Here is a 26,462-nt window from a genome sequence, read left to right on the forward strand (position 1 = left end):
ATGCGAATCCAGTTCTCTTGCGGGGCCATACCGTCTAAACACCGTCGTCAGAACTGCGGCATGCTCAGACGGCCGCGAGAGTGATTCGCGACGGCGCGAGCGCGCAGCGGCTTCGGCGGAACCATGGCTCAGGACGGAACGAGGAAGGTCTACGTCAAATCCTACGGCTGCCAGATGAACGTGTACGACGCCCAGCGCATGGCGGACGTTCTGGCCCCGGAAGGCTACGCCGAGACGGCCGATATGGCCGACGCCGACGTCGTGGTGCTCAACACCTGCCACATCCGTGAGAAAGCCGCCGAGAAGGTCTACTCGGAGCTGGGACGCGTGCGCGAGGTGCGCCGCGACCGGGCCCTGGACGGCCGCGAGACCCAGATCGTCGTCGCCGGCTGCGTCGCCCAGGCCGAGGGCGGCGAGATCCTGCGTCGCGCCAAGGGCGTCGACCTCGTCGTCGGCCCGCAGAGCTATCACCGCCTTCCCGGCCTGCTGGAGCAGGCCCGCCGCAGCCCGGGCGTCGTCGACACCGAGTTCCCGGCCGCCGCCAAGTTCGACCACCTTCCCGGCGCCAGCCGAGAGAAGACCCGCGCCCGCGGCGTCTCCGCCTTCCTCACCGTGCAGGAAGGCTGCGACAAGTTCTGCACCTTCTGCGTCGTGCCCTACACGCGCGGCGCGGAGGCCTCCCGCCCGGTGTACGCCATCCTGCGGGAGGCAGAGCGCCTCGCCGCCGCCGGGGTGCGCGAGGTCACGCTGCTGGGCCAGAACGTCAACGCCTATCACGGCCAGGGGCCGGACGGCGCGGCCTGGACGCTGGGCGCGCTCATGCGCCGGCTCGCCGAGGTGCCCGGCCTGGAGCGGCTGCGCTACACCACCAGCCACCCCCGCGACATGGACGCCGAGCTGATCGCCGCCCACCGCGACCTGCCGGCCGTGATGCCCTACCTGCATTTGCCCGTGCAGTCCGGCTCGGACGCCGTCCTGGCCGCCATGAACCGCCGCCACACCCGCGACGACTATCTGCGCCTGGTCGACCAGGTCAGGGCCGCCCGGCCCGACATCGCGCTGTCGTCGGACTTCATCGTCGGCTTCCCGGGCGAGACCGACGCCGACTTCCGCGACACCATGGACCTGATCGAGCGGGTCGGCTTCGCGGCCGCCTATTCGTTCAAGTACAGCCCCCGCCCCGGCACCCCGGCCGCCGACATGGCCGCGCAGGTGGCGGAGCCGGCGATGACCGAGCGCCTGCACGCGCTGCAGGCGCTGCTCGACCATCAGCTGCGGGCCTTCAACGCCGCCACGATCGGACGCACCGTCGACGTGCTGGTGGAGCGCCCCGGCCGCCATCCGGGACAGCTCGTCGGCAAGTCGCCCTATCTGCAGGCCGTCGCCTTCGAGGGCCGCGGCGCGGCCGCCGGCGACATCATCCCCGTGACCGTCGTCGGCACGGGCTCCTACAGCCTGCTCGGCGAGCGGGCCGACATCGAACCGGAGCGGGCGACCGCTTAAGGGAGGGGCTTCGTTGAGATCAGCCGAGGGCGTCAACCGTTTCACCCGCCAGCCGCCGCGCGGCGGCATCGCCGAAGCCGCCGAGATCAAGCTGACATTCGAGGACAATCGCCTGGCGAGCCTCGTCTTCGGCCAATACGACCAGAACCTCGCGCATCTCGAGCGCCGCCTCGGCGTCGTGGCCAACGCCAACGGCAACAACGTCGTCCTCAAGGGCGCGCCGGAGAACACCGAGCAGGCGCGCCGGGTCCTGGAGCGCCTTTACGAGCGCGTGCGGTCGGGCGACGCGCTGACGCCGGGCGACGTCGACGGCGTGATCCAGGAGACCGCCATGCAGGGCATGCTGTTCCCGGTCGCCGAGACGGGGGCGGCGGCCTCCTTCGAGGAGATCGGCACCCGCAAGCGCCGGGTCCGCGCCCGCAACGCCGCGCAGCATTCCTATCTGCGCCTGCTCAAGAACCACGAGCTGGTCTTCGCCGAAGGCCCCGCCGGCACCGGCAAGACCTGGCTGGCCGTCGGCCACGCCGTGCAGCTGCTCGAGCAGGGCGTCGTCGAGCGCCTGGTGCTGTCGCGTCCGGCCGTCGAGGCCGGCGAGCGCCTCGGCTTCCTGCCGGGCGACATGAAGGAGAAGGTCGACCCCTATCTGCGCCCCATCTACGACGCGCTGTACGATTTCATGGAGTCGCGCCACGTCGAGCGCGGCATGCAGACCGGGATGATCGAGATCGCCCCGCTGGCCTTCATGCGCGGCCGCACGCTGACCAACGCCATCGTGCTGCTCGACGAGGCGCAAAACACCACCACGATGCAGATGAAGATGTTCCTCACCCGCCTGGGCGAGGGCTCGCGCATGATCGTCACCGGCGATCCGACCCAGATCGACCTGCCGCCCGGCCAGAAGTCGGGCCTCGTCGAGGCGGTCCGCATCCTCGACGGCGTGGAGGGCATCGGCCGCGTCACCTTTAAGGAGGGCGACGTGGTGCGCCACGACCTCGTGCGCCGCATCGTCGGGGCCTACGAATCCGACGCGCGCGGCCCCGCCGACAGCGCCCGGCCGTGAGCGCGCCGGCGCAGGATCCTGTCGCGCTCGACGTCGCCGAGGAAAGCCCTCTGTGGCGCGCGCTGCCGGAGGCCGAGGCCCTGGCCGGGCGCGCCGTCGCGGCCGCGGCCCGGCTCGGCGGCGTCCGCCTCGTCCCCGGCGCGGAAGTCAGCCTGCTGCTGACCGACGACGCCCATATGCGCGAGATCAACCGGGAGTGGCGCGAGAAGGACAAGCCCACCAACGTCCTGTCCTTCCCGGCCGTGCAGCCCGACAAGGTGAGCGGGTCGCCCTTCCTGGGCGACATCGCGGTGGCGTACGAAACCCTTGCCCGCGAGGCGCTGGACGACCATACGACGGTGGCGGACCACTTCCTGCATCTCGTCGTCCACGGCTTCCTGCACCTGCTCGGTTACGACCACATCGAAACGGACGACGCGGAGCGGATGGAGCGGCTCGAGGTGGAGATCCTCGCGACGCTCGGCGTTCAGGATCCCTACGCGGACCGCCCCCTTGACGAGGAGACGCCATCCGGCAGGATGGCATGACCGCCATGACCTCCGACGATTCCCATTCCGGCGCCGCGGGCGGATCGCCCAGGCCGTCCGGCTCTTCCGAATCCCGCGAAGCGCCGGGCGAAAGTTTCATAGACCGCTTCCTGGCGCGGCTGGGGATCCGTCACGCCCAGTCGGTCCGCGACGACCTGGAGGAGGCGCTGGCCGAATCCGGGGCCGAGTTCTCGCCCCAGGAACGGGCGATGCTCAAGAACGTGCTCGGCCTGCGCACCCACCGGGTCGACGACGTCATGGTGCCGCGCGCCGACATCGTCGCGGTGGCGATCGAGACCACGCTGGGCGACCTGCTGCGCGTCTTCCGCACGGCCGGCCATTCGCGCCTGCCGGTCTACGCCGAGACCCTCGACGACCCGCGCGGCATGGTCCACATCCGCGACTTCCTCGACTACATGGCGATGCGCGCCGAGACCGCGCGTCCGCCCGGCCGCCGGCGCTCGCTGCCGGCCGGCGCGCCCGACCTCGGCAAGGTCGACCTCGCCATCCCGCTCTCGGCCGCCAAGATCCTGCGCCCGGTGCTGTTCGTGCCGCCGTCCATGCCGGCCATGGACCTCCTGGTGAAGATGCAGGCGTCGCGCACCCACATGGCGCTGGTCATCGACGAGTATGGCGGCACCGACGGGCTGGTCTCGATCGAGGACCTCGTCGAGATCATCGTCGGGGACATCGAGGACGAGCACGACCTCGAGGACGCCCCGATGATCACCCGCGCGCCGGACGGGTCCTATCTGGCGGACGCCCGCACCAGCCTGGAGGAGGCCTCGGCCGAGCTCGGGGCCGATCTGGTCCATGGCGAACTGGCCGAGGACGTGGACACGCTGGGCGGCCTCATCGCCGCCCTGGTGGGGCGCGTGCCGGTGCGCGGCGAGGTGATCCAGCACCCGTCCGGGGTGGAGTTCGAGATTCTCGACGCCGATCCGCGGCGCATCAAGCGGCTGCGCATCCACGCCAATCCGCTCGAACCCCGCCTGAACGGGCCGCAGCCGCCCCTCGCCTTGCCCGCGCCGCCCCCGCCCGATGCGACGGGCGAGGAGGCCAAGGCGGCCCCGGCGGCCCCGGCGGGCCAGAACCCTCCCAAGCCTTTCGAAGCCAAGTCAGGCTGATCGGACCCGATGAAGAACCTCGCCCATCGGATCATCCTTGTCTGGGGATGGCGCAGGCTGCTGCTGGCCTTCCTGGCCGGCGCGGTCGGCGCGCTCGCGATGCCGCCTTTCGGCGCGCTGCCCGCGCTGGCGGTCTCGTTCACGATCGCCGTCTGGATCCTGGACGGCTCGGCCGCCGATGTCGGGCGGCTCTCCCGCGCCACGCTCGGCCACGCGGCCCTGGCGGGCTGGTTCTTCGGCTTCGGCTATTTCGTGGCGGGCCTGTGGTGGCTGGGATCCGCCTTCCTGGTCGAGGCGGACCAGTTCGCCTGGCTGATGCCGCTGGGCGTCGTCGGGCTGCCGGCGGTGCTCGCCCTCTACACGGCGCTCGCCTTCGCCATCGCGCGCGTGCTGTGGACGCCCGGGCCGATGCGCATCGTGGCGCTGGCGGTGGCGTTGACGGCGACCGAATGGCTGCGTGCGGTCCTGTTCACGGGCTTTCCCTGGAACGAGTTCGGCATGGCGCTGGGCTCCCACCTCGTGCTGGCGCAGTTCGCCTCGGTGGCGGGACTGCACGGGCTGACCTTCCTGACGGTGCTGATCTGCGCCTCGCCGGCGATGTTCGGCTCAGCCATGCGCCCGGCCGAGCGCTGGACCGCGCCCCTGCTGGCGGCCGCCGCGCTTGCGCTGCTGGCGGCCTTCGGCCTCGTCCGGCTGCAGACGGGGCGCCCCGGCATGCAGGAGGGCGTGCGGCTGCGCATCGTCCAGCCGAACATCCCGCAGGATGACAAGTTCAGGCCCGAGAACCGCGACGCCATCATGGCGCGCTACCTGTCGATGAGCGACCGGGCCACCTCGCCCGAGAACAGCGGCGTCGCCGGCGTGACGCATCTGTTCTGGCCCGAATCGTCCTTCCCCTTCGTGCTCGCGCGCGATCCGACGGCGCTGGCCCAGATCGCGCAGCTCCTGCCCAAGGGCGCGGTGCTCATCACCGGGGCGGTGCGGTCGGCCGAGCCGCTGCCGGGCGAACGCGGGCGACGCTATTTCAACGCCGTCCAGGTGGTGGGCGACGACGGCTCCATCCTGGACAGCTCGGACAAGGCCCATCTGGTGCCGTTCGGCGAGTATCTGCCCTTCAACGACGCCCTCACGGCGCTCGGGCTGCGGCAATTCGTCGTAGCTCCAGGAGGGTTCGAGGCCGGCGCGCGACGCAAGATGCTCAAGGCGCCCGGCCTGCCGCCGGCCGCGCCGCTGATCTGCTACGAAGCCATCTTTCCCGGCCAGGCCCGTCCCGAACAGGGCGAGCCCGGCCTGATGATCAACCTCACCAACGACGCCTGGTTCGGCCTGACGCCCGGCCCGCACCAGCATTTCGCCCAGGCGAGGCTTCGCTCCATCGAGGAAGGCCTGCCCATGGTGCGGGCGGCGAATGACGGGATCTCGGCCGTCATCGATCCCTATGGGCGCGTGCTCGGCTCGCTGCCGCTCGGCGTGGACGGCGTGCTCGACTCGCGATTGCCCAAGCCGATCGAGGCCACGCTGTTCAGCCGCGCCGGCGACGGACCAACGGCCCTGATGCTCGGCTTGGCATTTCTGCTGATCGGATTGACCATAAGGCAGAACGCAGTTTGACAATTATCAGCAAGTTGCACTACGGTCGACTCAACCGTGGGTCGCTTTGCCGGGTTGCACTTCATTATTGATGTTGCGTCCCAAGCAGTCCGGAGACGAACGCGGTGCGGCGACTGGGGGCAGCGCCGCGGGACAGTGATCCGGAGGACTCGATGCTCAAGAAGGCTCCAAACCCGATCGACAAGCATGTCGGCAGCCGTGTGCGCATGCGGCGCGTCCTTGTGGGCATGAGCCAGGAGCGCCTCGGCGAGGCGCTCGGTTTGACCTTTCAGCAGGTGCAGAAATACGAGAAGGGCACCAATCGGATCGGCGCGAGCCGCCTGCAGCAGATCTCGAAGATCCTCGGCATGCCCGTCGAGTTCTTCTTTGAGGGCTCGCCGCAGCCGGACAACGAGCCATCCGGCTTCCGCGACGTCGCGGACACCACCTATGTGGCCGACTTCCTGGCCACGAACGAGGGCGTCCAGCTGAACCGCGCCTTCCTGCGGATCAAGGATCCGAAGATCCGCCGCCGCATCGTCGACCTCGTGACGTCGCTCGCCGGCGTCGAGGAGGACCGCATCCTCGCCGAGCCGGTCGCCGTGCTGGCCGAACCGGAAGTGCCGGCTCTCGTCGCCGAGTGATCCGGAGCGCCGCGCCCCCATGGCGCGGCGGTCCTGCCGGCGCGATTGCGCCGGAAGCCTCAGGCGCTCGAGAGGCGCACCCTCCGCCGTCATCCCCGGCCGGAGCGGCGCAGCCGCGGAGGGAAAGGGGATCCAGCCCCGCCTCTCCGCCCGCGCCAGGCGCCCGGCCTCTCTGGATCCCCGTCCCGCGCCTGCGGCGCGCCGGGGATGACGGAGGGAGTGGATGCGAACGTCCGATTCGCACCGCAGGCCCGAGGCGCTCGCTCGCGCTCGCCCCCCGGCGTTCGGAGTAACGAACGCATCCGGCATTTCGGCTTGACCGGAAGAACGCTCCCTGTCAGGAAATTCGCCATCAGGGTGGCGATGTCTGGCCACCGCCGGACATGCGAGGACCCAGTGGCGCGTTCCAGCTATCTGTTCACCAGCGAATCCGTGTCGGAAGGCCACCCGGACAAGGTGTGCGACCGCGTCTCCGACGAGATCGTGGACGCCTTCTACCGCGTCGGGCCGGAGCAGGGCTGGGACCCGAAGAACATCCGGGTCGCATGCGAGACGCTCGCCACCACCAACCGCCTCGTGATCGCGGGCGAGACCCGCGGCCCCGCGACCCTGACGCGCGACTATCTCAGCCACGTCGCCCGGCTGGCCGTGCGCGACATCGGCTATGAGCAGGCCGGCTTCCACTGGGAGACGGCCCAGATCGAGGTGCTCCTCCACGCCCAGTCGGCCGACATCGCCCAGGGCGTCGACAGCTCCGGCAACAAGGACGAGGGCGCCGGCGACCAGGGCATCATGTTCGGCTACGCCTGCCGCGAGACGCCCGAGCTGATGCCGGCGCCGATTTACTACGCGCACAAGATCCTGGCCCGCATGTCGAAGGCCCGCCGGTCCGGCGAGAGCGCCGTGCTCGGCCCGGACGCCAAGAGCCAGGTCACGGTGCGCTATGAGAATGGCAAGCCCGTCGGCGTGGCCGAGATCGTCATCTCCACCCAGCACCTCGACGAGAGCCTGTCGTCGCACGACGTGCGCGCCATCGTGGAGCCCTACGCCCGCGAGGCCCTGCCGGACGGCTGGATCGGCAAGGACACGGTCTGGCACGTGAATCCCACCGGCAAGTTCGTCATCGGCGGCCCGGACGGCGACTGCGGGCTCACCGGCCGCAAGATCATCGTCGACACCTATGGCGGCGCGGCCCCGCACGGCGGCGGCGCGTTCTCCGGCAAGGACCCGACCAAGGTGGACCGCTCCGCCGCCTATGCGGCCCGCTACCTGGCCAAGAACGTGGTCGCCTCAGGCCTGGCGGACCGCTGCACCCTGCAGCTCTCCTACGCCATCGGGGTGGCGCGGCCCCTCTCGATCTATGTCGACCTGCACGGGACCGGCCACATCGACGAAGGCCGCCTGGAGGCGGAGCTGATGAAGATGGTCGACCTGACGCCCCGCGGCATCCGCGAGCATCTCGCGCTCAACCGGCCCATCTACGCCCGCACGTCCTCCTACGGCCATTTCGGCCGCGCCCCTGACGAAGACGGCGGCTTCAGCTGGGAGCGGACGGACCTGGCGGACAGCCTGCGCAGCCTGGCCTGAGGCGGACCCGATGACCGGCGCCGCAGGCGAGGGCGGCGCGTTCTTCGGCCGCCGCAAGGGCAAGAAGCTCCGGGCCGGACAGGCCGGCCTGTTCGAAACCCTGCTGCCCGCCCTGCGGGTGGACCCCGCCCGGGACCTGGCGGAGCCGGCCGGCCTGTTCGGCCGCCCCGTCCGGGAGGTCTGGCTCGAGATCGGCTTCGGCGGCGGCGAGCACCTGCTCGCCCGCGCCCGCCAGAACCCCGATGTGGGCTTCATCGGCTGCGAGCCCTTCGTCAACGGCATGGCCAAGCTCCTCGCCGCCATTGACGCCGGCAAGCTCGACAATGTCCGCCTCTACGACGCCGACGCGACCGACGTCGTCGAAGCCCTGCCGGCGGGTTCGATCGCGCGCGTGATCCTGCTCTATCCCGATCCCTGGCCCAAGCGGCGCCACCACAAAAGGCGCTTCGTGTCGGACGCCATGCTGGCGAAGCTGGCCCGCGTCCTGCGGCCCGGCGGGAGTTTCTGGTTCGCCAGCGACATCGACCATTATGTCGGGTGGACGCTGGCGCGCGTCCTGCGCTCGCCGGACTTCGTCTGGGAGGCGGCCGGGGCCGCCGACTGGCGCGAGCCGTTTCCGGGCTGGCCCGGCACCCGCTACGAGGCCAAGGCCCTGCGCGAGGGCCGGCCCCCGTCCTATCTGCGCATCCGGCGCCGCTGACCGGCTACTGGACGGTGCGGCCCGCCGTGATCGGTTCGCGGGCGTGCAGGAAGCGGATCACCCGCTTGGCCGTCTCGGGATTGAGCCGGTCGAAGCTGTCCTGCAGCCGTTCCGCGTCATAGGGCCGGTGCGCCGAAGCGAGCCGGAACCGCTGCAGCGCGTGGGCGGTGTCCCACGAAAAGCCGATCGCCTTGCAGACGATGAGCAGGAGATCCTCGTCGGGATCCACGAAGACCCGGTCGGCGATGCTGCGGGGCAAGCGCGCCAGCAGGGCCAGGGCGGCCAGCGCCTGCGCCCGGCGGCCCTCGCGGGCGTAGCGGGCGACGTCCTGCTCGGTGAGGTCTCCGCGCTGGAAGCGCAGCGTCACCTCCTCGATGTCGCGCGCCTCGATGCGCCGCGCCTGCGCGCCCTGGTCGACGAGGCGCGTCGCGCCGCGTTCGACGGCCGCCTCCACCAGCCTCGCCATGCGGGCGTCGGACAGCGAGGCCAGCCGCACCCGCACCACGTCGCCGGCCATCCGGATCAGCGCCTGCAGATGTCCCGGCGGGAGATCCTCGCGCTCGCCCAGGGCGAGCTGCAGGGCGCCGTCGCGCTGCGCCAGCTCCATCATGCGGCCGAAGCCGGTCGTCGAGATCCGGGCCGTCGCGTTGCGGGACACCACCTGCGCCACCCCGGCGTCGCCGCGCTCGACGAGCACGTCCGTCACGGCCTCGGGGAGGTCGCGGCGCTCGCCGATGGCCATCAGGTGGTCGCGGCCGAGCGTCAGCGCGATCGAGATCAGGTCCGCGTCCGACAGCCGCGGCGAGCGCTCCAGGATGGGGCGCGCCACCTCGATCTCGTCCTGCGCCAGGCGGCGAATGGTGTCCGGAGGGGCGTTGGGCAGGTCGGCGAGGCGCTCGGCCAGTTCGGCCCGGGCGTAGGCCTCGATCCGCTGGGCCAGCTGGCCGATCACTTGGTCGAAGATTTCGACCTGCTCGTCATGCAGCATGCCGGCCTGCTTGAGGAACAGGTCGGTCACGCTGCGCAGCGTCTGCAGGCGCCGTTCGGGGCCGCCGCTGGTCAGCGTCGCGGCGATGTCGCTGGGGAGGTGTGTCGCCATCGTCGTGCTCCTTGTCAGAGCAACTTAGGCGAGAACAGTATGGCGAACCTCAACCGGATCGTTCAAATGCGACCGGTCGCCGGAGGCGTCAGTCCGGCGCGACGCGCTGGCGCGCCGCCACGAAGCGCATCACGCGCTGGGCCGTGGGCACCGAGAGGCTCTCATAACTGGCGAAGGCGCTCTTCAGCAGCGCCTGCGGGGCGTCCCGGCCGGCCTTCACGAGCAGCAGCGCCTTGAAGGTGGGCCAGCTGAAGCGCACGCCGCGCACAATGAACAGCAGCGGGTCGAAATGCGGCGCGCCGAACGCGTTGGCCACCATCTCGGCCGGCATCTTGGCCACATGGGCGAGGCCCACCAGCGCGGCCGCGAGCTTGTCCGTCTTCACGTAGCGGGCGATCGCCTCTTCGGTCAGGCCGCCGCGATTTTCCAGCGCGGTCACCTCCGGCTCGGCGGCGATCAGGTCGGCCAGCAACACGACGGGTCCGGCGCCGGCCATCACGGCGTCCGTGCCCACATCGAGGGCCTCGTTGACGAGGTCGGTCCGGCCCGACATGGAGCCCATGATCTCGGCCCGGGCGCGTTCCTTGGCGGCCGCGATCAGGGCCGAGGCGTGATGCGCCGGCACGTCCCCGCGCCCGTGCAGGATGTCCTGCAGCTCGGCGTCCTCGGCGGCGCGTTCCACCAGCCGGGTGAAGCCGGTCTCGGAGAACTTGGCGGTCTCGTTGTTCGCCACCTTGCGCACGACATGCTCGTCGCCGCGGGTCACGATCACGTCGGTCACGGCCGTCGGCAGGTCGCGCCGGCCCGAGATCGCCAGCAAATGCTGCTGTCCGCGCTGCTCGGCGATGCTGACCAGGTCGGCTTCCGCGATCCGCGTCGAGCGCTCCAGCACCGGCCCGGCCACGGCCACGTTCTCGTCGAAGGCGAGGTCGCGCATCGTCTTGAGCGGCGCGTTGGAAACGTCCGCGAGGCGTTCCGCCATCTCGACGCGGGCCCGAAATTCGATCTCATGCGCCAGCCGGACGATGACCTCGTCGAAAACCGCCACATGCTCGTCGTTCAGCTGGGGCGATTGCTCGATGAACAACGTCGTGATGCGCCGCAGAGTGTCCACCCGGCGGGCGTCCTCCCCGCTGGCGATGGAGTCCTCGACCTCGGACACGACGGATTTCAATGGCTGCATCACAGGATCCTGCACGAATGACGCGAGGATGCCGGATGAACCTCACCAAAACGTAAGCGCGGCCCAGTTTCGGCTTGAAAAATGCTAATGTCGGGGTTCGGCGCCGGGTCCGGACAGTCCCCTTCGCCAGGAGCCGGCGCGCGAGGTCCTTGCATCTCGGGGCCGGATGCGTATAGTGCGCGGCATCCAGAACATCTCATCTCGGTCGTTGTGATCGAAATGTGAGAGTGGGTCCCGCCGGACCCGCTCTTTTTGGCTTAGGCCTGTGCGTCGCGAGGACGCCGGGCCGGTTGCGAGGACTTCTTTGGCTGAGATCGACGAACCCAGGATGATCACCGAGCACGGCGTCGCCGCCCGCGTGGGCGCGATCGTCGAGCCCGTGCTGCGCGATCTCGGCTTCCGGCTGGTCCGGGTCCGCATCTCGGGCCAGAACGGCTGCACGGTCCAGATCATGGCCGAGCGGCCGGACGGCTCCTTCACGGTCGACGACTGCGAGGCCGTGAGCCGCGCCGTGTCTCCGGCCCTCGACGTGGACGACCCGGTCGACCGCGCCTATCACCTGGAGATCTCGTCGCCCGGCATCGACCGGCCGCTGGTGCGCGCCACCGACTTCGACCGCTGGGCCGGGCACCTGGTCAAGGTCGAGATGGCGGTCCCGATCGGCGGCCGCAAGCGCTTCAAGGGCGTCGTGGTCGGCTCGGACGAGGGCTTCGCCCTGGTCGACCGGGACGACTCCAAGCCCGAGGAGGAGCGCCGCGTGCGCCTGCCCCTGGCGGATATCGGCGAGGCCAACCTGGTGCTCACCGACGAGCTCGTGCGCGAGTCCCTGCGCCGCGGCAAGGCCGCCCTGCGCGGGGAGGCCGTGGACGAGGAGGGAGACGAGTCCGAGGACGAGGACGCCGCCGAAGCGGCTCCGGCCCGCCCGGCCGCTCCGGCCCATCGGGCCAAGGGCCCGGCCAAGACCATGTCGTCCAAGGCCATCGCCAAGGCCAAGGCCGCGAACAAGAAGGGACCCGGCCGCAAGGCGCGCCCGGAGAGCCCGCCCGCCGCCGGCGAGCCGTCCCGCACCCCCATGACAAAGACAGCGACCGCGTCCCGCCAGGGCCGGACGGAGAAGGAGTGACATCATGGCCGTCAGCGCCAACAGGCTCGAGCTTCTGCAGATCGCCGACGCGGTGGCCCGCGAGAAGGTCATCGACCGCCAGATCGTCCTCGCCGCCATGGAGGACGCCATCGCCAAGGCGGCCCGCTCGCGCTACGGCACCGAGACCGAGGTCCACGCCGACATCAACGCCAAGACGGGCGAGCTGCGCCTGTCGCGCTACCTGCACGTGGTCGATCAGGTCGACAACCCGGCCGTCGAGATCGCCCTGCAGGACGCCCAGCGCTTCAACCCGGCCGCCCAGGTCGGCGACACCATCGCCGACACGCTGCCGCCCTTCGACTTCGGCCGTATCGCCGCCCAGTCGGCCAAGCAGGTCATCGTCCAGAAGGTGCGCGAGGCCGAGCGCGACCGCCAGTACGAAGAGTTCAAGGACCGCATCGGCGAGATCGTCAACGGCGTCGTGAAGCGCGCCGAATACGGCAACGTCATCGTCGACCTCGGCCGCGGCGAGGGCATCGTGCGCCGCGACGAGCTGGTGCCGCGCGAGGTGTTCCGCCCCGGCGACCGCATCCGCGCCTATGTGTACGACGTCCGCCGCGAGCAGCGCGGCCCGCAGATCTTCCTGTCGCGCACGCATCCGCAGTTCATGGCCAAGCTCTTCGCCCAGGAGGTGCCGGAGATCTATGACGGCATCATCGAGGTGAAGGCTGTGGCCCGCGACCCGGGCTCGCGCGCCAAGATCGCGGTGATCTCGCGGGACTCGTCCATCGATCCCGTCGGCGCCTGCGTGGGCATGCGCGGTTCGCGCGTGCAGGCCGTCGTCGGCGAGCTGCAGGGCGAGAAGATCGACATCATTCCGTGGTCCCCGGACGTGGCGACCTTCATCGTCAACGCCCTCCAGCCGGCCGAAGTCGCGAAAGTCGTGCTCGACGAGGACGCCGAGCGTATTGAAGTCGTGGTCCCGGATGACCAACTATCTCTAGCGATCGGACGGCGGGGACAGAATGTGCGCCTCGCCTCGCAGCTGACCGGCTGGGACATCGACATCCTGACCGAAGCCGAGGAATCCGAGCGCCGTCAGAAGGAATTCCAGAGCCGCACCACCATCTTCATGGATGCGCTGGACGTGGACGAGGTGGTGGGCCAGCTGCTCGCCTCCGAGGGGTTCCGGTCGGTCGAGGAGCTCGCCTATGTGGACCCGGCCGAGCTGGCCTCCATCGAGGGCTTCGACGACGACACGGCCGAGGAGATCCAGAACCGCGCCCGCGAATATCTGGGCCGCATCGAGGCCGAGCTGGACGCGCGCCGCCTGGAGCTGGGCGTCGCCGACGAGCTCAAGGAAGTCGAGGGCGTCACCACGGCGATGCTCGTCAAGCTCGGCGAGAACGACGTGAAGACGGTCGAGGACCTGGCGGGCTGCGCCACGGACGACCTGGTGGGCTGGACGGAGCGCAAGGGCGGCGAGACCACCCGGCACGCCGGCTTCCTGGACGGCATGGAGATCTCCCGCGAGGAGGCCGAGGCCATCATCATGGCCGCGCGCGTCAAGGCGGGCTGGATCGAGGCCCCCGTCCCGGCGGAGGCCGAGACCGGCGAGCACGAAGAGGCGGCCGAGGCCTGAGCCTCGCCGAAGCAGGACAGGGGTTGATCGGCGTGGCGAACAGGCGGTCCCAGGCCGATGACGACGGTCCCGAGCGGACCTGCGTGGCGACCCGCACGGTGAGACCGGCCGACGAGCTCATTCGCTTCGTGGTCGGCCCCGGGGACGAACTGGTGCCCGACCTGAAGCGCAAGCTTCCGGGCCGGGGCGTATGGGTGACGGCCGCGCGCGGCGCGGTCGAGGATGCGGTGCGCAAGAAGGCGTTCGCCCGCAGCCTGAAGGCTTCGGTCAAGGTCGCGCCCGGCCTCGCCGACGACATCGAGCGGCTTCTGGCGCGAGACGCGCGCGACAGCCTGAGCATCGCCAACAAGGCGGGACAGGTGGTCGCGGGCTTCGCCAAGGTCGAGGCGGCCATCGGACGCGGCGTCGCAGGCCTTCTGCACGCATCGGACGCGGCCGCGGACGGGGTGCGCAAGATCTCGCAGGCGTTGCGGAGACGCTACGCCGACAAGGCCGACTCGATCGTGGTCGCGACGGCCCTGGATTCATCTGAATTGGGTTTGGCATTGGGACGGTCACATGTGATACATGCAGCGCTTCTGGAAGGGCCCGCAGCCCGCGCATGCCTTGCGCGCTGCCGGGCCTTGGAGCGCTACCGCGCCGGTTGGCCCGAAAAGGCGGCCCGCGCGGATGTCGCGCATGTAAATTTGGCGGCGGCCGACACGACGACCCGAGAACCGCAGGAACAAGAGCGGAATGACTGATACGAAGAACAGCGGCGACAAGACGCTCCACGTCCCCGGCAAGACGTTGAGCCTGAAGCGCCCGGTCGAGCAGGGTGTCGTGAGGCAGAGCTTCTCGCACGGCCGGTCGAAGGCCGTCGTCGTCGAGAAGGTGAAGCGCCGTGTGATCGGACCCGGCGAGCCCCCGAAGACGGAGGCCGCGCCGGCGGCCGCCGCTCCGACGCTCGCTCCGCGGCCCGCCGCGCCCAAGCCCGCGCCCGCGCCCGTCGCGGCGGCTCCGGCCGCAGCGGCGCCCGCCCCGTCTCCCGCGCCGGTTCCGGCTCCGGCCCCCGTGGCCGCGGCTCCCGTGCCGGCGGCGCAGGCCGCCCCGGCCGCCAAGCCGACCGTGTCGGCCGCCCCGGCTCCGGCCGCCCGGCCCGCCGCCCCCGCAGCGCCCTCCCCGGCGCCGACGGGCCGCGGTCCCGCGCCCCAGCAGGGCCGTCCGCCCCAGCGCCCCATGTCCCGCCCAGCCGGCGGCGTGGTGCTGCGCACCCTCACCGAGGACGAACGCGACGCCCGCGCGACCGCGCTGGTCGAGGCGCGCCGCCGCGAGGAGGAGGAGCGCAAGCAGGCCATCATCGACGCGCAGCTGCGCGTCGAGCGCGAAGCCCGCGAGAAGGTCGAGCGCGAGGCCGCCGAGGCCCGCAAGCGCGAAGAGGAAGCGCGCCACCGCCGCGAGGAGGAGGTCCGCCGCAAGACCGAGGACGAGGCCAAGCGCCGCCTGGGCGATGAGCCCCGTCCGGCCGCCGCGCGTCCCGCCGAAGGCGGCGCCCAGGCCGGCGCGCCCATTCGCCGCCCCGGCTCCCCCGCCACCCCGACCCCGAGCTCGCCGGGCGCCGCCCGCCGCGTTCAGGCCGAGGAGGAGGAGACCAAGCGCATCATCCGTCGGCCCGGCATGCCGATGAAGATCATCACGCCGCCGAAGCCCGAGCGGGCCAAGACCGGCGACGAGAAGCGGCGCGGCCGCCTCACCGTCACGGCGGCGACCGGCGGCGAAGAGGAGCGCATGCGCTCCGTCGCGGCCTTCCGCCGCCGCGTGCAGCGCCTGAAGGGCAACGCCGCCGCCGAGCCGAAGGAGAAGATCGCCCGCGAGGTGATCATCCCCGAGACGATCACCATCCAGGAACTCGCGAACCGCATGACGGAACGCGGCGTGGACGTGATCCGCTACCTGATGAAGCAGGGCCAGCTGCACAAGATCACGGACGTGATCGACGCGGACACCGCCCAGCTCATCGCCGAGGAGTTCGGCCACACGGTCAAGCGCGTGGCGGATTCGGACGTCGAGGAAGGCCTCTTCGACGCCCCGGACGCGGACGAGACCCTGGAGGGGCGGCCCCCGGTCGTCACCATCATGGGCCATGTCGACCACGGCAAGACGTCGCTGCTGGACGCCATCCGGCACGCCAACGTGGCCAGCGGCGAAGCCGGCGGCATCACGCAGCACATCGGCGCCTACCAGGTCGTGTCGCCCCTCGGCAGCAAGATCACCTTCATCGACACGCCCGGCCACGCCGCCTTCACGGCGATGCGCGCCCGCGGCGCCAAGGTGACGGACATCGTCGTGCTGGTGGTGGCGGCGGATGACGGCGTCATGCCGCAGACGATCGAGGCCATCAACCACGCCAAGGCCGCCAAGGTCCCGATGATCGTGGCGATCAACAAGATCGACAAGCCGGACGCCAAGCCCGAGCGCGTCCGGAGCGAGCTGCTCCAGTACGAGGTTCAGGTCGAGTCCATGGGCGGCGACACGCTCGAGGTCGAGGTGTCGGCGACCAAGAAGATCAATCTCGACAAGCTGCTCGAGGCGATCGCCCTGCAGTCGGAGGTGCTCGACATCCGCGCCAACCCGGCCCGTCCGGCCGAAGGCTCGGTCATCGAGGCCAAGCTCGACCGCGGCCGCGGCCCGGTGGCGACCGTGCTGGTCCAGCGCGGCACGCTGAAGACCGGCGATATCGTGGTGGCGGGTTCGGAATGGGGCCGCGTGCGCGCCCTCGTGTCGGACCAGGGCGTCCAGGTCAACCAGGCGGGTCCGTCCGTCCCGGTCGAGATCCTGGGCTTCAACGGCGCTCCCGAGGCCGGCGACCGCGTGGCGGTCGTCGACAACGAGGCCCGCGCCCGCGAAGTCACCGAGTACCGCCAGCATCAGCGTCGCGAACGCGCCGCCGCCCGAGCCGGCAACGCCCGTGGTTCGCTCGCCGACATGATGAGCAACCTCAAGACCGCCGCCGGCCGCAAGGAATTCCCGCTCGTCGTCAAGGGCGACGTGCAGGGCTCCGTCGAGGCCATCGCGGGCTCGCTCGAGAAGGTCGGCAACGACGAGGTCGCGGCGCGCATCATCCATGCGGGCGCCGGCGGCATCAACGAGAGCGACATCACCCTGGCGGAAGCCTCGGGGGCGGTCGTGCTCGGCTTCAACGTGCGCGCCAACAAGGAAGCGCGCGAGGCGGCCGAGCGGTCCGGCGTCGAGATCCGCTACTACAACATCATCTACGACCTCGTGGATGACATCAAAAAGGCCATGTCCGGCCTGCTTCCCCCGACGCTGCGCGAGGAGCGTCTCGGTGAAGCGCGCATCCTGCAGGTCTTCGCCGTGTCGAAGATCGGCAAGGTGGCGGGCTGCCTCGTGCAGGACGGCCGTGTCGAGCGCGGCGCCAGCGTGCGCCTCATCCGCGACAACGTCGTCATCCACGAGGGCAAGCTCTCGACGCTCAAGCGCTTCAAGGACGAGGTCAAGGAAGTGCCCTCGGGCCAGGAATGCGGCATGGCGTTCGAGAACTACCAGGACATGCGCGCCGGCGACGTCATCGAGTGCTACCGGGTCGAAGAGGTCCGCCGCTCGCTTTAAGGGCGAGCCGCTCCTTCCCTTCTCCCCGGCGCGGGGAGAAGGCAGCGCGAAGCGCCGGATGAGGGGCCGCCCGTCGGGCGATCGCGCGACGATCGACACCCCTCACCCCAGCCCTCTCCCCGTTCCGGGGAGAGGGAGCTTTCAACCCTCGCGCCGGTCCGATCCCGGGCGGGAGATCCATGATGAAACGCGACACCGATTCCAGACCCGCCGGCCCGTCGCAGCGCCAGCTGCGCGTGGGCGAACTCATCCGGCACGCCGTCACCGAGATCCTGTCGCGCGGCGAACTGCCCGAGGACGTGTTCGCGAAGGCCTTCGTGACCATTCCGGAAGTCCGCATGAGCCCGGACCTCAAGCTCGCCACCGTCTATGTCACGCTGCATGACGAGAAGCTCAGCAAGCCCGTGCTGAAGGCCTTCGAGCAGAACCGCAAGGCCATCCGCACGGATGTCGCCCGCAAGGTGAACCTCAAATTCGCTCCCGACGTGCGCTTCCGGCTCGACGATCGCCTCGAGGAGGTCGACCGCATCGAGGCCCTGCTGCGCTCCCCGAAGGTGCGCCGCGATCTCGACACCCCCGACCGCGACCTGCTGGCCGGCGAAGCCGGACCGGACGACGACGAGGCCGACGCCGCGGAGCCCCGCCGCTCATGAGCGCTCCCCGCAAGCATCGCGTCGACGTCCATGGCTGGATCGTGCTCGACAAGCCGGTCGGCATGACGTCGACCCACGCGGTCGCGGCGCTGCGCCGCCTCCTCAACGCCAAGAAGGCCGGCCACGCCGGCACGTTGGATCCGCTCGCCTCCGGCATCCTGCCGCTCGCCTTCGGCGAAGCCACCAAGACGGTTCCGTATGTGGTGGACGGCGAGAAGGCCTACACCTTCACGGTCGCATGGGGGACCGAGACCGACACCGACGACACCGAAGGCCGCGCCGTCGCGACCAGCGACGAGCGCCCCGCTGCGGCCGCCATCGAAGCCGCGCTGCCGGCCTTCATCGGGGCCGTCTCGCAGGTGCCGCCGCGCTATTCGGCGATCAAGATCGACGGTGAGCGCGCCTATGACCTCGCCCGCGACGGCGAGGAGGTGGAAATGGTCGCCCGGACGGTCGAGATCCACGCGCTGAGGCTGCTCGCCCACGACCGGGATTCGGCGACCTTCGAGGCTGAATGCGGCAAGGGGACCTATGTGCGCGCCATTGCGCGCGACCTCGGCCGCATGCTCGGATGCCTCGGCCATGTCACGGCGCTGCGGCGGACTCGCGTGGGACCGTTCACGCTCGACGACGCGACGCCCTGGTCGGCGGTGGCGGACGATCCGCAAGCCGCAGCGCGAGCCTTGCTTCCCGTCGAGGGAGGACTTACGGAATTGCCGTGCGTGATCCTGTCGCGGGACGGGGCGATGCGCCTGCGGCGGGGCCAGTCGGTGATCCTGAGGGGCCGCGACGCCCCGGCCGAGGGCGGGCCCGTCTATGGATCCTGCAGCGGCGTGGTGATCGCCGTCGGCATGGTGGAGAGAGGAGAACTGGTCCCGAGCAGGGTGTTCAACCTGCCGTTCTGACGGCTTCGTGGTCGCGGAGCCGAGAAACCAACAAAGGAGCGCCCGCAGGCATTTTAAGCGGGCGCCATGCGTCGAGCCGGCGATTTCCGGCAGAAGCGATTGCTGGACGGTGATTGATGAAGACGATTGTGATGATCGACGGCGGGCATTTGCGCGTTCTGTCCCGGCAGGCCGGCCTGGTCTATGACGCCGACCTGATCGAAGCCGTGGGCCGCGGCTGCGTGGACCGCGCCGAAACTCTCATCCGCATCCACTATTACGATTGCGTGCCCTTCAACGGGCTGGTGCGCCTGCCGGTCAGCGGCCTGGAGCGCGACTTCGCCGGCTCGGACCGCTGGCTCTACGAGCTCTCCGAGCGGGACTACCTGCTGGTGCGGCTCGGCAGCCTGAAATTCCGCGGCTTCAAGCCCCGCTCCCTGCCCATCCTGCCCACCGTCAACGACGACGATTTCCGGCCGGATTTCGAGCAGCGCGGGCTCGACCTGCGCATCGGGCTCGACATCGGCGACATCCTGCATCAGCGCCAGGCCGAGCGCCTGATCTGGGTGACGGGCGATCCCGGCCTGGCCCCGGCCTTCGAGCAGGCCCGCCGCGCCGGGCTGCAGGTCGTGGTGGCGTCCTTCCCGGCCCAGCGCCTGCCGTCCGAGCTGCTGTGGAACTCCGACATGAACCGCCAGATGGACTGGCCGGCGCTTTAGATCGCGCCAAAGCTTGCTCTCGCGCCTCCGGGGCCTCGCCTTGCGGGACGAGGCGCATTAGGTCTGGCGTGATCCATCCGTGCCGCCGGAGCCGTCATGCACCCCTTCTCCCTCCTGGTCGTCCCCGTCACGCCGTTTCAGCAGAACTGCTCCGTTCTGGTGTGCTCCCGCACCCGCAAGGCCGCCGTGGTCGATCCCGGCGGCGATCTCGACCGCGTCCGCGCCGCCATCGCCCAGTCGGGCGGCGAGGTGGAGAAGATCCTGCTCACCCATGGGCATATCGACCACGCCGGCGGCGCGGCCGAGCTCGCCGAGGCGCTGGGCGTCCCGGTCGAGGGCCCGCACCGCGACGAGGCCGCCATCCTGGCCAACCTGCCGCAGAGCGGCGCGCGCTTCGGCGTCACGGGCGTGCGGCCGGTGACGCCCGACCGCTGGCTGGCGGAGGGCGACGAGGTGACGGTCGGCGACCTCGTCTTCGACGTGCTGCATTGCCCCGGCCATTCGCCCGGCAGCGTCGTGCTGGTCTGGCGCCGCCCGGCGCCGGCGCCCGGCCAGGAGGCGTCCGCCCGCCCGCAGGGGTTCGCCCTGATGGGCGACGTGCTGTTCAAGGGCTCCGTCGGCCGCACCGACCTGCCGGGCGGCAGCCACGCCCAGCTCATCGCCTCCATCCGCGACAAGGTTCTGCCGCTGGGCGACGACGTCGCCTTCCTGCCCGGCCACGGCCCGATGAGCACGATCGGCGACGAGCGCCTGACCAACCCCTACCTGACCTGACGTCCGAGCGGCGGCGGGCGGCGAATGATCGCTGGATTTTCCCGCCGGATCGTGTCATGAGACCGCCATCGCGCCGGCCATCGCCGGCGCGAGCCGCTTTGGCGCGACCCTGCTGGACGACATCCCGGCACGGCCGACTTGCGGAGCGATGCGACCCTTGAGGGTTCGCTCGCCGCCCTCCGGGGCGAAAGCCCCTCATCAGAAAGGATATCCGATGTCGATCACCGCGGAGCGCAAGCAGGCGCTCATCACCGATTACGCCACGAAGTCCGGCGACACCGGCTCGCCCGAGGTCCAGGTCGCGATCCTGACGGAGCGCATCACCAACCTCACCGAGCACTTCAAGACCCACGGCAAGGACAACCATTCCCGCCGCGGCCTGCTGAAGCTGGTGTCGCAGCGCCGTTCGCTGCTCGACTATCTGAAGAGCCGCGACGACGCCCGGTACCGCACCCTGATCGAGCGCCTCGGCATCCGCCGCTGAGCGCCTCCCGCCGGGGATCCGGCGGCACGACCCTCGTCGCGGCGGCCACCCTTCGCCGCGACGCACTCCGGAGCCGAGGCTCCAGGCCCGGGCGCAGGCCCGGCCGACCCTGAGGGGCGCAGCGCCGCCCCGTGTCCGTGTAGGCGTCGCGATCCGTGTCGTGGCGCATCAGGCAGGCGAAGGCGTGGTGCCGTCGCCGCCGAAACCCGGCCAGACCTGACGTTCATGGCAGGATCGCCGGATGCTTTTCCGCCCGGAACAGGCCGCATCGGCCATGGCCCGGGGGGCGACGGGGAAGCTTCTCGCCGTCTTGCTCATGGCGTCGGTCTCGCCGATTGGCTGATAGAGACCGACCGATGTTCGATGTCCAGAAAGTGGAACTGACCTGGGCGGGGCGCAAGCTCACGCTCGAGACCGGCAAGATCGCCCGCCAGGCCGATGGCGCGGTGCTGGCGACCTATGGGGAGACCACCGTGCTCGCCACCGTGGTGTCCGCCCGCGAGCCCAAGGCGGGGATCGATTTCTTCCCCCTCACCGTCAACTACCAGGAAAAGGCCTTTGCGGCCGGCCGCATCCCGGGCGGCTACTTCAAGCGCGAGGGCCGGCCGACCGAGAAGGAGACGCTCGTCTCCCGCCTCATCGACCGCCCCATCCGTCCCCTGTTCGTCGAGGGCTACCGCAACGAGACGCAGGTCATCGTGACGGTGCTGTCGCATGACCTGGAGAACGATCCCGACATCGTCGCCATGGTGGCGGCCTCCGCCGCGCTGACGCTCTCCGGCGTGCCCTTCATGGGCCCGGTCGGCGCCGCCCGCGTCGGCTATGTCAACGGCCAGTACAAGCTCAACCCCACCGTCGCCGAGCTCAAGGACAGCGTCCTCGACCTCGTGGTGGCGGGCACCGCCGACGCCGTCCTGATGGTGGAGTCGGAGGCCAAGGAGCTTCCCGAGGACGTCATGCTCGGCGCCGTCATGCACGGCCACAAGGGCTTCCAGCCGGTGATCGACGCGATCATCAAGCTGGCCGAGCGCGCCGCCAAGGAGCCGCGCGACTTCCAGACCCCGGACAACTCCGCCGTCGAGAAGCGCATCCTCGACCTCGTCGAGGCCGACCTGCGCGACGCCTTCACCACCCCGGTGAAGCAGACCCGCCAGGAGAAGGTCGCGGCCGCCAAGGCCAAGGCCGCCGCCGCCCTGATGGGCGAGGGCGTCGAGAACCCGCTCGACAAGCAGCTCTTCGGCACGGTGTTCAAGGACGCCGAGGCCAAGATCGTGCGCTGGAACATCCTCGACACCGGCGTGCGCATCGACGGGCGCGACAACAAGACCGTCCGCCCGATCGTGGCGGAAGCCGGCATCCTGCCGCGCGCCCACGGCTCGGCGCTGTTCACGCGCGGCGAGACGCAGGCCATGGTGGTGGCCACGCTCGGCACCAGCGACGACGAGCAGTACATCGACTCGCTGGAAGGCACCTACAAGGAGACGTTCCTCCTTCACTACAACTTCCCGCCCTACAGCGTCGGCGAGACCGGCCGCATGGGCTCGCCCGGCCGCCGCGAGATCGGCCACGGCAAGCTCGCCTGGCGCGCCATGCGCCCGATGCTGCCCGCCCATCACGAGTTCCCCTACACCATCCGCCTCGTCTCGGAGATCACCGAGTCGAACGGGTCGTCCTCGATGGCGACGGTGTGCGGCTCCTCGCTGGCCCTCATGGACGCCGGCGTGCCGCTGCGCGCCCCGGTGGCCGGCATCGCTATGGGCCTCATCCTGGAGGGCGAGCGCTACGCGGTGCTCAGCGACATCCTGGGCGACGAGGACCATCTCGGCGACATGGACTTCAAGGTGGCCGGCACCGAGAACGGCGTGACGTCCCTGCAGATGGACATCAAGATCGCCGGCATCACCGAGGAGATCATGCGGGTCGCCCTCGACCAGGCCAAGGGTGGGCGCCTGCACATCCTCGGCGAGATGGCGAAGGGCCTCTCCGGCGCCCGCCAGGAGCTCGGCCAGTACGCGCCGCGCATCGAGACGATCAAGATCCCGACCGACAAGATCCGCGAAGTGATCGGCACCGGCGGCAAGGTGATCCGCGAGATCGTCGAGAAGACCGGCGCCAAGATCAACGTCGAGGACGACGGCACCGTCAAGGTCGCCTCCTCGGACGCCGCCTCCATCACGGCCGCGCTGAACTGGATCAAGTCCATCGCCAGCGAGCCCGAGATCGGCGTGATCTATGACGGCACGGTGGTGAAGACGACCGACTTCGGCGCCTTCGTGAACTTCTTCGGCGCCAAGGACGGCCTGGTCCACATCAGCCAGCTCGCCGCCAACCGCGTCAACAAGGTCACGGACGTGGTCAAGGAAGGCGACAAGGTCAAGGTCAAGCTGCTCGGCTTCGACGAGCGCGGCAAGGTCCGCCTGTCGATGAAGATCGTCGACCAGGCCACCGGCGAGGACCTGGAGAAGAAGCAGGGCGGCGAGGCGGCTGCGGGGGAGTGATTCTCGCGCGCTGATCGTAACCCGCCTGGGTTGAGTTTTTGGCCCCCCGCGTCCGCAAGGACGCGGGGGTTTTTGATTGCAGACTAAGGTGTAGTTTTGCTCATCTTGTCTAAAAACAGGCGGACCAAGACGTGCACCTGAGTAGTTGGATTTGCGAGCTCTTGCTCTTCAAGCCACTTCGCATTCGCGCAAGCTTTGTATGATCTATCAAAAAGATGTTTAAATGGAATCGTTTTGTTCTTCCTGTGATAATCACTATAAACTGAACGGACCAGCGTGATCGCATCGTTTTCGTTTGCGATAATCCTTGTAGTCTTTCCAAAGTGAAGGTACAACCAGAGCTCAAAACACCTATTGGAAACGCAAAGATTGATTTTGTTTTGCGTAGCTAGCCGGTTTGCCTTTCGTAGATCAGATTCACTAGTGTCGTCCACATCAACAACGCACCAAGTTTGATCGTAACCGCCTCGCCTGTTGAATTCTGCTTTTGCAAGTTCCACGGCGCGAAGTACGTTCCCCCCGCTGGGCAGATAAATCGGAACCAGCTCAATCCCGCTAGTCCCCAAAACTTGCCGCCATCCTCGAAAATATCCATCTTCGGTTCGTTGCCCATCGTAGGCAACCGCCATCGTGACAACCCGGTAGGTTCTCCGGCTGCTTTTTCTTATGCGGAATGCGGCACTCAAATGACTTATCCTTCGTTTTGAATGGACTGTGGCCTTCCCCACCCTGCAATGCCAAGGGCGGGCAGCGCTCCATAGCGTCCTCGCAGATAACCGGTCTCCAGGTTTTCATCCTTCCTAGGGCTAAATTCTAGCAGTGAATACAGCTCAGACTGACACGCGTTCTTTTCTACAAACCATATCTGATCGCGCCGAATAAGGCTTTGATCAAGGAGGTTTGTATCATGGGTCGAGAATATTATTTGCCCATTGCCGAGATTTGTAGATTTGCTCTGGAAAAGATCTATAATGTATCGCGCCATCGCGGGATGTATGCTCTTCTCGAGTTCGTCTACTACTAGGGTATCACCCAGCAAAAGGGCTGCTACGATTCCTGATGCTAGTCCGTATAGTTTTCGGATTCCGCTGGACTCGTCACGGAACGGAACAACTAATCGTTCCCCGTCATACTCATGAACAAACGATATATCGAATCGGTTTTGTGCAATCAACAATTCCTGTAGTTTAGGATCCTGTATATCAAATGGCAGTTCTTTGTCAGCGGCTTGGACTTCGACGTCTACCAAAGACCGATCTGCTGCCTTAAGAATGCCAAGTACTTCCTGAAACAACAACGATCGACCCTCGATTAGGGATGAGGTGTCCATTGAGCTTGACCGAGTAGCGTCAAAAGCCAGTGGGTCAATTCTGAGCGTATTGCTAAACCATTCTAGAACTCTCTTTGCTTCTAGCTGATTTTCTTGTGCGGCAACAGCAAGGAACAGACTGTTTTCCCGAGTCCTGCGAGCCATAGAATTAAGATCGCGATCGTCACCGCTTAGATGTGGGCTGAATTTCAATGTGGTATCGAACTTGCCATCATTGCTGTTGGTCTTCCTGCGGAATAGCGTCCTTTCGCGCCCAAGCGGATACGTGTGCAGCCATTCAGCATTAAAGAACTTTGCATTGCCAGAGAAGCCATAAGTATACAGATTATTGTCTAAAACGATGTCCACTTCAAAAATTGATTGGGGCATGTCAGCGAGTTGACTGGAGGGCATCCGGAATTGCTTTAGCAAAGTGCCACCGCCCGGTTTCCATGCACTATGGGAGAAAATAACGGCATCCTGCATATAATCTAGAGCGTTCAGCACGTTAGTTTTGCCGGCCGCATTCGCTCCATAGATTGCAGCGACGGGAAGCACGTCCATTGTTCTTCTAGTACCGACCGCGGCAGCGATTGGTACATCAGGCAAACTTTTATCGGATCGATGTGCTTTGAGTGAGATCTCGGCTCGGTCTTTGAAGGATCGAAAATTACTGAACCTGAAAGCCATAAGCATGGCGCTCTCCTCAAAAGCGTAGGCGTGGTGCATTCAAGTCCGAAAATGTGAAAAGTCCACAAAAAATCTCACCAGAGGCGAATTTTAAATCTATATCCCGCGGACGGCCCCATGTAGCGGCACCGGCACAAGCAAACCCGGACGCTCGCCCCACAGCCTTGGCTCCCACTTAGACCGGAGTAAAACCCGAAAAGCTGTCGGCGGCGACTGCATTGCCTAGCTTGGCATCCCTCCCCGAACCTGCCAGCCTGCGCGCCTCATCGCGACACTCGGAGCCCCCCCCATGCCCAAAACCTCCAAAGACCTCCTCGCCGAGGCCAACGCCACGGTCCCGAAGCTCGCGCCGGCCGAGGCCGCGGCGCGGATCGGGCAGGGGGGCGTGCTGGTGCTCGATATCCGCGACAGCGCCGAGCTGCAGGCCACGGGCAGAATCGCGGGGTCGCTGCATGTGCCGCGCGGGAGCCTGGAGTTCAAGGCCGATCCCGATAATCCGCTCTACGACCCGGCCTTCCAGAAGGACCGGCCCATCCTGGTCCACTGCGCCGCCGGCGGCCGCGCCGCGCTGGCGGGCAAGACCCTGCAGGAGATGGGCTACACGAACGTGGTCAATATCGGCGGCTTCAAGGACCTGGCCGAGGCGGGCGTCCCAGTGGAGAAGCCCTGACGGCCCACGGCGCCCAAGCGCACCGTCATCCCCGGCGCGCCGAAGGCGCGGGAAGGGGATCCAGGCGGCCGGGCGAGGGGCGCCTTCTTCGGGACCCTCTCCGGATCCCCTTCCCCTCCGCGGCTGCGCCGCTCCGGCCGGGGATGACGGGGGTGGCGCCTCCGGTGGCGAGCGGACGCGGCCTTGACAGCCGGATAAAATTCCTATAACCGTGTTCATGCTCCGGTCCACGGAGGGACATCTGCAGTGTCACGGATGGGGACCGGGGGTGGCGGCCTGGGCGAAGCGGGGTGACAGCCGGTTCGCAGAGGCGATCCGTCGGAGAGCCCGACGAGCGGAAGCGCCAAGGGGCTGACAGCGCCCCGAGGCGCTCCGGTGGATCTTCAAACGCCATGCGCGGAACGGCGAGAGCCTGGCGGCCTCGCG

23 protein-coding genes are annotated in these 26,462 nt (G+C 68.6%); 19 read left to right on the forward strand and 4 right to left on the reverse strand.

Going from position 1 to position 26,462, the window contains the following annotated elements:
• Window positions 1-123: 123 nt before the first annotated feature.
• The 8 genes from miaB to ABEG18_RS24570 all read left to right on the forward strand — a co-directional run bounded on the left by miaB (window position 124) and on the right by ABEG18_RS24570 (window position 8,738).
• Entirely contained in the window at window positions 124-1,503 is a 1,380-nt protein-coding gene (gene miaB / locus ABEG18_RS24535; RefSeq protein ID WP_406855655.1) for a tRNA (N6-isopentenyl adenosine(37)-C2)-methylthiotransferase MiaB, read from the forward strand.
• A 13-nt stretch (window positions 1,504-1,516) separates the two neighbouring features.
• Complete coding sequence (locus ABEG18_RS24540) at window positions 1,517-2,563, forward strand: PhoH family protein (RefSeq protein WP_406855656.1); 1,047 nt, start codon at window positions 1,517-1,519, stop codon at window positions 2,561-2,563.
• Complete coding sequence (ybeY, locus tag ABEG18_RS24545) at window positions 2,560-3,090, forward strand: rRNA maturation RNase YbeY (RefSeq protein ID WP_406855657.1); 531 nt, start codon at window positions 2,560-2,562, stop codon at window positions 3,088-3,090. Before ABEG18_RS24540 ends, ybeY begins: the two co-directional genes overlap by 4 nt.
• Window positions 3,091-3,095: 5 nt before the next feature.
• Window positions 3,096-4,217 carry a hemolysin family protein gene (locus tag ABEG18_RS24550; protein ID WP_406855658.1) on the forward strand — a complete coding sequence of 374 codons (1,122 nt, stop codon included), beginning with the start codon at window positions 3,096-3,098 and terminating at the stop codon, window positions 4,215-4,217.
• Between the two features lie 9 nt (window positions 4,218-4,226).
• Entirely contained in the window at window positions 4,227-5,828 is a 1,602-nt protein-coding gene (gene lnt, locus ABEG18_RS24555; RefSeq protein WP_406855659.1) for an apolipoprotein N-acyltransferase, read from the forward strand.
• A 152-nt stretch (window positions 5,829-5,980) separates the two neighbouring features.
• Window positions 5,981-6,451, forward strand: a complete 471-nt coding sequence (locus ABEG18_RS24560; protein ID WP_406855660.1) for a helix-turn-helix domain-containing protein — start codon at window positions 5,981-5,983, stop codon at window positions 6,449-6,451.
• Window positions 6,452-6,847: 396 nt separating this feature from the next.
• Window positions 6,848-8,038 carry a methionine adenosyltransferase gene (metK, locus tag ABEG18_RS24565; protein ID WP_406855661.1) on the forward strand — a complete coding sequence of 397 codons (1,191 nt, stop codon included), beginning with the start codon at window positions 6,848-6,850 and terminating at the stop codon, window positions 8,036-8,038.
• Between the two features lie 10 nt (window positions 8,039-8,048).
• Entirely contained in the window at window positions 8,049-8,738 is a 690-nt protein-coding gene (locus tag ABEG18_RS24570) for a tRNA (guanine(46)-N(7))-methyltransferase TrmB (protein WP_406855662.1), read from the forward strand.
• Between the two features lie 4 nt (window positions 8,739-8,742).
• Here ABEG18_RS24570 and ABEG18_RS24575 read toward each other — a convergent pair whose 3' ends face one another.
• Window positions 8,743-9,837, reverse strand: coding sequence for a DUF2336 domain-containing protein (locus ABEG18_RS24575; protein WP_406855663.1), 1,095 nt, complete (start codon window positions 9,835-9,837; stop codon window positions 8,743-8,745).
• Window positions 9,838-9,925: 88 nt separating this feature from the next.
• Window positions 9,926-11,020 carry a DUF2336 domain-containing protein gene (locus ABEG18_RS24580; RefSeq protein ID WP_406855664.1) on the reverse strand — a complete coding sequence of 365 codons (1,095 nt, stop codon included), beginning with the start codon at window positions 11,018-11,020 and terminating at the stop codon, window positions 9,926-9,928.
• Between the two features lie 304 nt (window positions 11,021-11,324).
• Here ABEG18_RS24580 and rimP point away from each other — a divergent pair, with 304 nt between their 5' ends.
• The 10 genes from rimP to pnp all read left to right on the forward strand — a co-directional run bounded on the left by rimP (window position 11,325) and on the right by pnp (window position 23,367).
• Complete coding sequence (gene rimP / locus ABEG18_RS24585) at window positions 11,325-12,143, forward strand: ribosome maturation factor RimP (protein ID WP_406855665.1); 819 nt, start codon at window positions 11,325-11,327, stop codon at window positions 12,141-12,143.
• A gap of 4 nt (window positions 12,144-12,147) precedes the next feature.
• Complete coding sequence (nusA, locus tag ABEG18_RS24590; RefSeq protein ID WP_406855666.1) at window positions 12,148-13,746, forward strand: transcription termination factor NusA; 1,599 nt, start codon at window positions 12,148-12,150, stop codon at window positions 13,744-13,746.
• 32 nt (window positions 13,747-13,778) lie between these two features.
• The gene (locus ABEG18_RS24595; RefSeq protein ID WP_406858703.1) at window positions 13,779-14,489 is read left to right on the forward strand and encodes an RNA-binding protein; all 711 of its coding nucleotides are present in this window, start codon (window positions 13,779-13,781) and stop codon (window positions 14,487-14,489) included.
• Window positions 14,482-17,355, forward strand: a complete 2,874-nt coding sequence (infB, locus tag ABEG18_RS24600) for a translation initiation factor IF-2 (protein WP_406855667.1) — start codon at window positions 14,482-14,484, stop codon at window positions 17,353-17,355. The genes ABEG18_RS24595 and infB overlap by 8 nt, the downstream gene beginning before the upstream one ends.
• Window positions 17,356-17,537: 182 nt before the next feature.
• Window positions 17,538-18,008, forward strand: coding sequence for a 30S ribosome-binding factor RbfA (rbfA, locus tag ABEG18_RS24605; RefSeq protein ID WP_406855668.1), 471 nt, complete (start codon window positions 17,538-17,540; stop codon window positions 18,006-18,008).
• Window positions 18,005-18,913, forward strand: a complete 909-nt coding sequence (truB, locus tag ABEG18_RS24610) for a tRNA pseudouridine(55) synthase TruB (RefSeq protein WP_406855669.1) — start codon at window positions 18,005-18,007, stop codon at window positions 18,911-18,913. The genes rbfA and truB overlap by 4 nt, the downstream gene beginning before the upstream one ends.
• A gap of 116 nt (window positions 18,914-19,029) precedes the next feature.
• On the forward strand, window positions 19,030-19,611 hold the full coding sequence (locus ABEG18_RS24615) for an NYN domain-containing protein (RefSeq protein WP_406855670.1): 582 nt from the start codon (window positions 19,030-19,032) through the stop codon (window positions 19,609-19,611).
• Window positions 19,612-19,707: 96 nt separating this feature from the next.
• Window positions 19,708-20,385: an MBL fold metallo-hydrolase gene (locus tag ABEG18_RS24620; protein WP_406855671.1), complete on the forward strand. Its 678-nt coding sequence runs from the start codon at window positions 19,708-19,710 to the stop codon at window positions 20,383-20,385.
• 214 nt (window positions 20,386-20,599) lie between these two features.
• Window positions 20,600-20,869, forward strand: a complete 270-nt coding sequence (gene rpsO, locus ABEG18_RS24625; protein WP_406855672.1) for a 30S ribosomal protein S15 — start codon at window positions 20,600-20,602, stop codon at window positions 20,867-20,869.
• A 356-nt stretch (window positions 20,870-21,225) separates the two neighbouring features.
• Window positions 21,226-23,367: a polyribonucleotide nucleotidyltransferase gene (gene pnp, locus ABEG18_RS24630; protein WP_406855673.1), complete on the forward strand. Its 2,142-nt coding sequence runs from the start codon at window positions 21,226-21,228 to the stop codon at window positions 23,365-23,367.
• A gap of 83 nt (window positions 23,368-23,450) precedes the next feature.
• Here pnp and ABEG18_RS24635 read toward each other — a convergent pair whose 3' ends face one another.
• Window positions 23,451-24,053 (reverse strand): RloB family protein, encoded by a 603-nt coding sequence (locus ABEG18_RS24635; protein ID WP_406855674.1) that lies wholly within the window; start codon window positions 24,051-24,053, stop codon window positions 23,451-23,453.
• A 5-nt stretch (window positions 24,054-24,058) separates the two neighbouring features.
• The gene (locus ABEG18_RS24640) at window positions 24,059-25,372 is read right to left on the reverse strand and encodes an ATP/GTP-binding protein (protein WP_406855675.1); all 1,314 of its coding nucleotides are present in this window, start codon (window positions 25,370-25,372) and stop codon (window positions 24,059-24,061) included.
• Between the two features lie 283 nt (window positions 25,373-25,655).
• On the opposite strand from ABEG18_RS24640, the gene ABEG18_RS24645 reads away from it, so the two are divergent.
• Window positions 25,656-26,036, forward strand: coding sequence for a rhodanese-like domain-containing protein (locus tag ABEG18_RS24645; protein WP_406855676.1), 381 nt, complete (start codon window positions 25,656-25,658; stop codon window positions 26,034-26,036).
• The last annotated feature ends 426 nt before the right edge of the window (window positions 26,037-26,462 follow it).

Source organism: Alsobacter sp. KACC 23698, from assembly GCF_045348435.1.
Taxonomy (GTDB): Bacteria; Pseudomonadota; Alphaproteobacteria; order Rhizobiales; family Beijerinckiaceae; genus Alsobacter.

What these genes read in the sequence shown, in the direction of transcription:
- miaB (WP_406855655.1), top strand. Translation starts at nt 124, where the DNA reads ATGGCTCAGGACGGAACGAGGAAGGTCTACGTCAAATCCTACGGCTGC.
- nusA (WP_406855666.1), top strand. Translation starts at nt 12,148, where the DNA reads ATGGCCGTCAGCGCCAACAGGCTCGAGCTTCTGCAGATCGCCGACGCG.
- pnp (WP_406855673.1), top strand. Translation starts at nt 21,226, where the DNA reads ATGTTCGATGTCCAGAAAGTGGAACTGACCTGGGCGGGGCGCAAGCTC.
- infB (WP_406855667.1), top strand. Translation starts at nt 14,482, where the DNA reads ATGACTGATACGAAGAACAGCGGCGACAAGACGCTCCACGTCCCCGGC.
- ABEG18_RS24645 (WP_406855676.1), top strand. Translation starts at nt 25,656, where the DNA reads ATGCCCAAAACCTCCAAAGACCTCCTCGCCGAGGCCAACGCCACGGTC.
- rpsO (WP_406855672.1), top strand. Translation starts at nt 20,600, where the DNA reads ATGTCGATCACCGCGGAGCGCAAGCAGGCGCTCATCACCGATTACGCC.
- truB (WP_406855669.1), top strand. Translation starts at nt 18,005, where the DNA reads ATGAGCGCTCCCCGCAAGCATCGCGTCGACGTCCATGGCTGGATCGTG.
- rbfA (WP_406855668.1), top strand. Translation starts at nt 17,538, where the DNA reads ATGAAACGCGACACCGATTCCAGACCCGCCGGCCCGTCGCAGCGCCAG.
- ABEG18_RS24550 (WP_406855658.1), top strand. Translation starts at nt 3,096, where the DNA reads ATGACCTCCGACGATTCCCATTCCGGCGCCGCGGGCGGATCGCCCAGG.
- ABEG18_RS24570 (WP_406855662.1), top strand. Translation starts at nt 8,049, where the DNA reads ATGACCGGCGCCGCAGGCGAGGGCGGCGCGTTCTTCGGCCGCCGCAAG.
- ABEG18_RS24560 (WP_406855660.1), top strand. Translation starts at nt 5,981, where the DNA reads ATGCTCAAGAAGGCTCCAAACCCGATCGACAAGCATGTCGGCAGCCGT.
- lnt (WP_406855659.1), top strand. Translation starts at nt 4,227, where the DNA reads ATGAAGAACCTCGCCCATCGGATCATCCTTGTCTGGGGATGGCGCAGG.
- ABEG18_RS24580 (WP_406855664.1), bottom strand. Translation starts at nt 11,020, where the DNA reads ATGCAGCCATTGAAATCCGTCGTGTCCGAGGTCGAGGACTCCATCGCC.
- ABEG18_RS24615 (WP_406855670.1), top strand. Translation starts at nt 19,030, where the DNA reads ATGAAGACGATTGTGATGATCGACGGCGGGCATTTGCGCGTTCTGTCC.
- ABEG18_RS24620 (WP_406855671.1), top strand. Translation starts at nt 19,708, where the DNA reads ATGCACCCCTTCTCCCTCCTGGTCGTCCCCGTCACGCCGTTTCAGCAG.
- ABEG18_RS24640 (WP_406855675.1), bottom strand. Translation starts at nt 25,372, where the DNA reads ATGCTTATGGCTTTCAGGTTCAGTAATTTTCGATCCTTCAAAGACCGA.
- ABEG18_RS24575 (WP_406855663.1), bottom strand. Translation starts at nt 9,837, where the DNA reads ATGGCGACACACCTCCCCAGCGACATCGCCGCGACGCTGACCAGCGGC.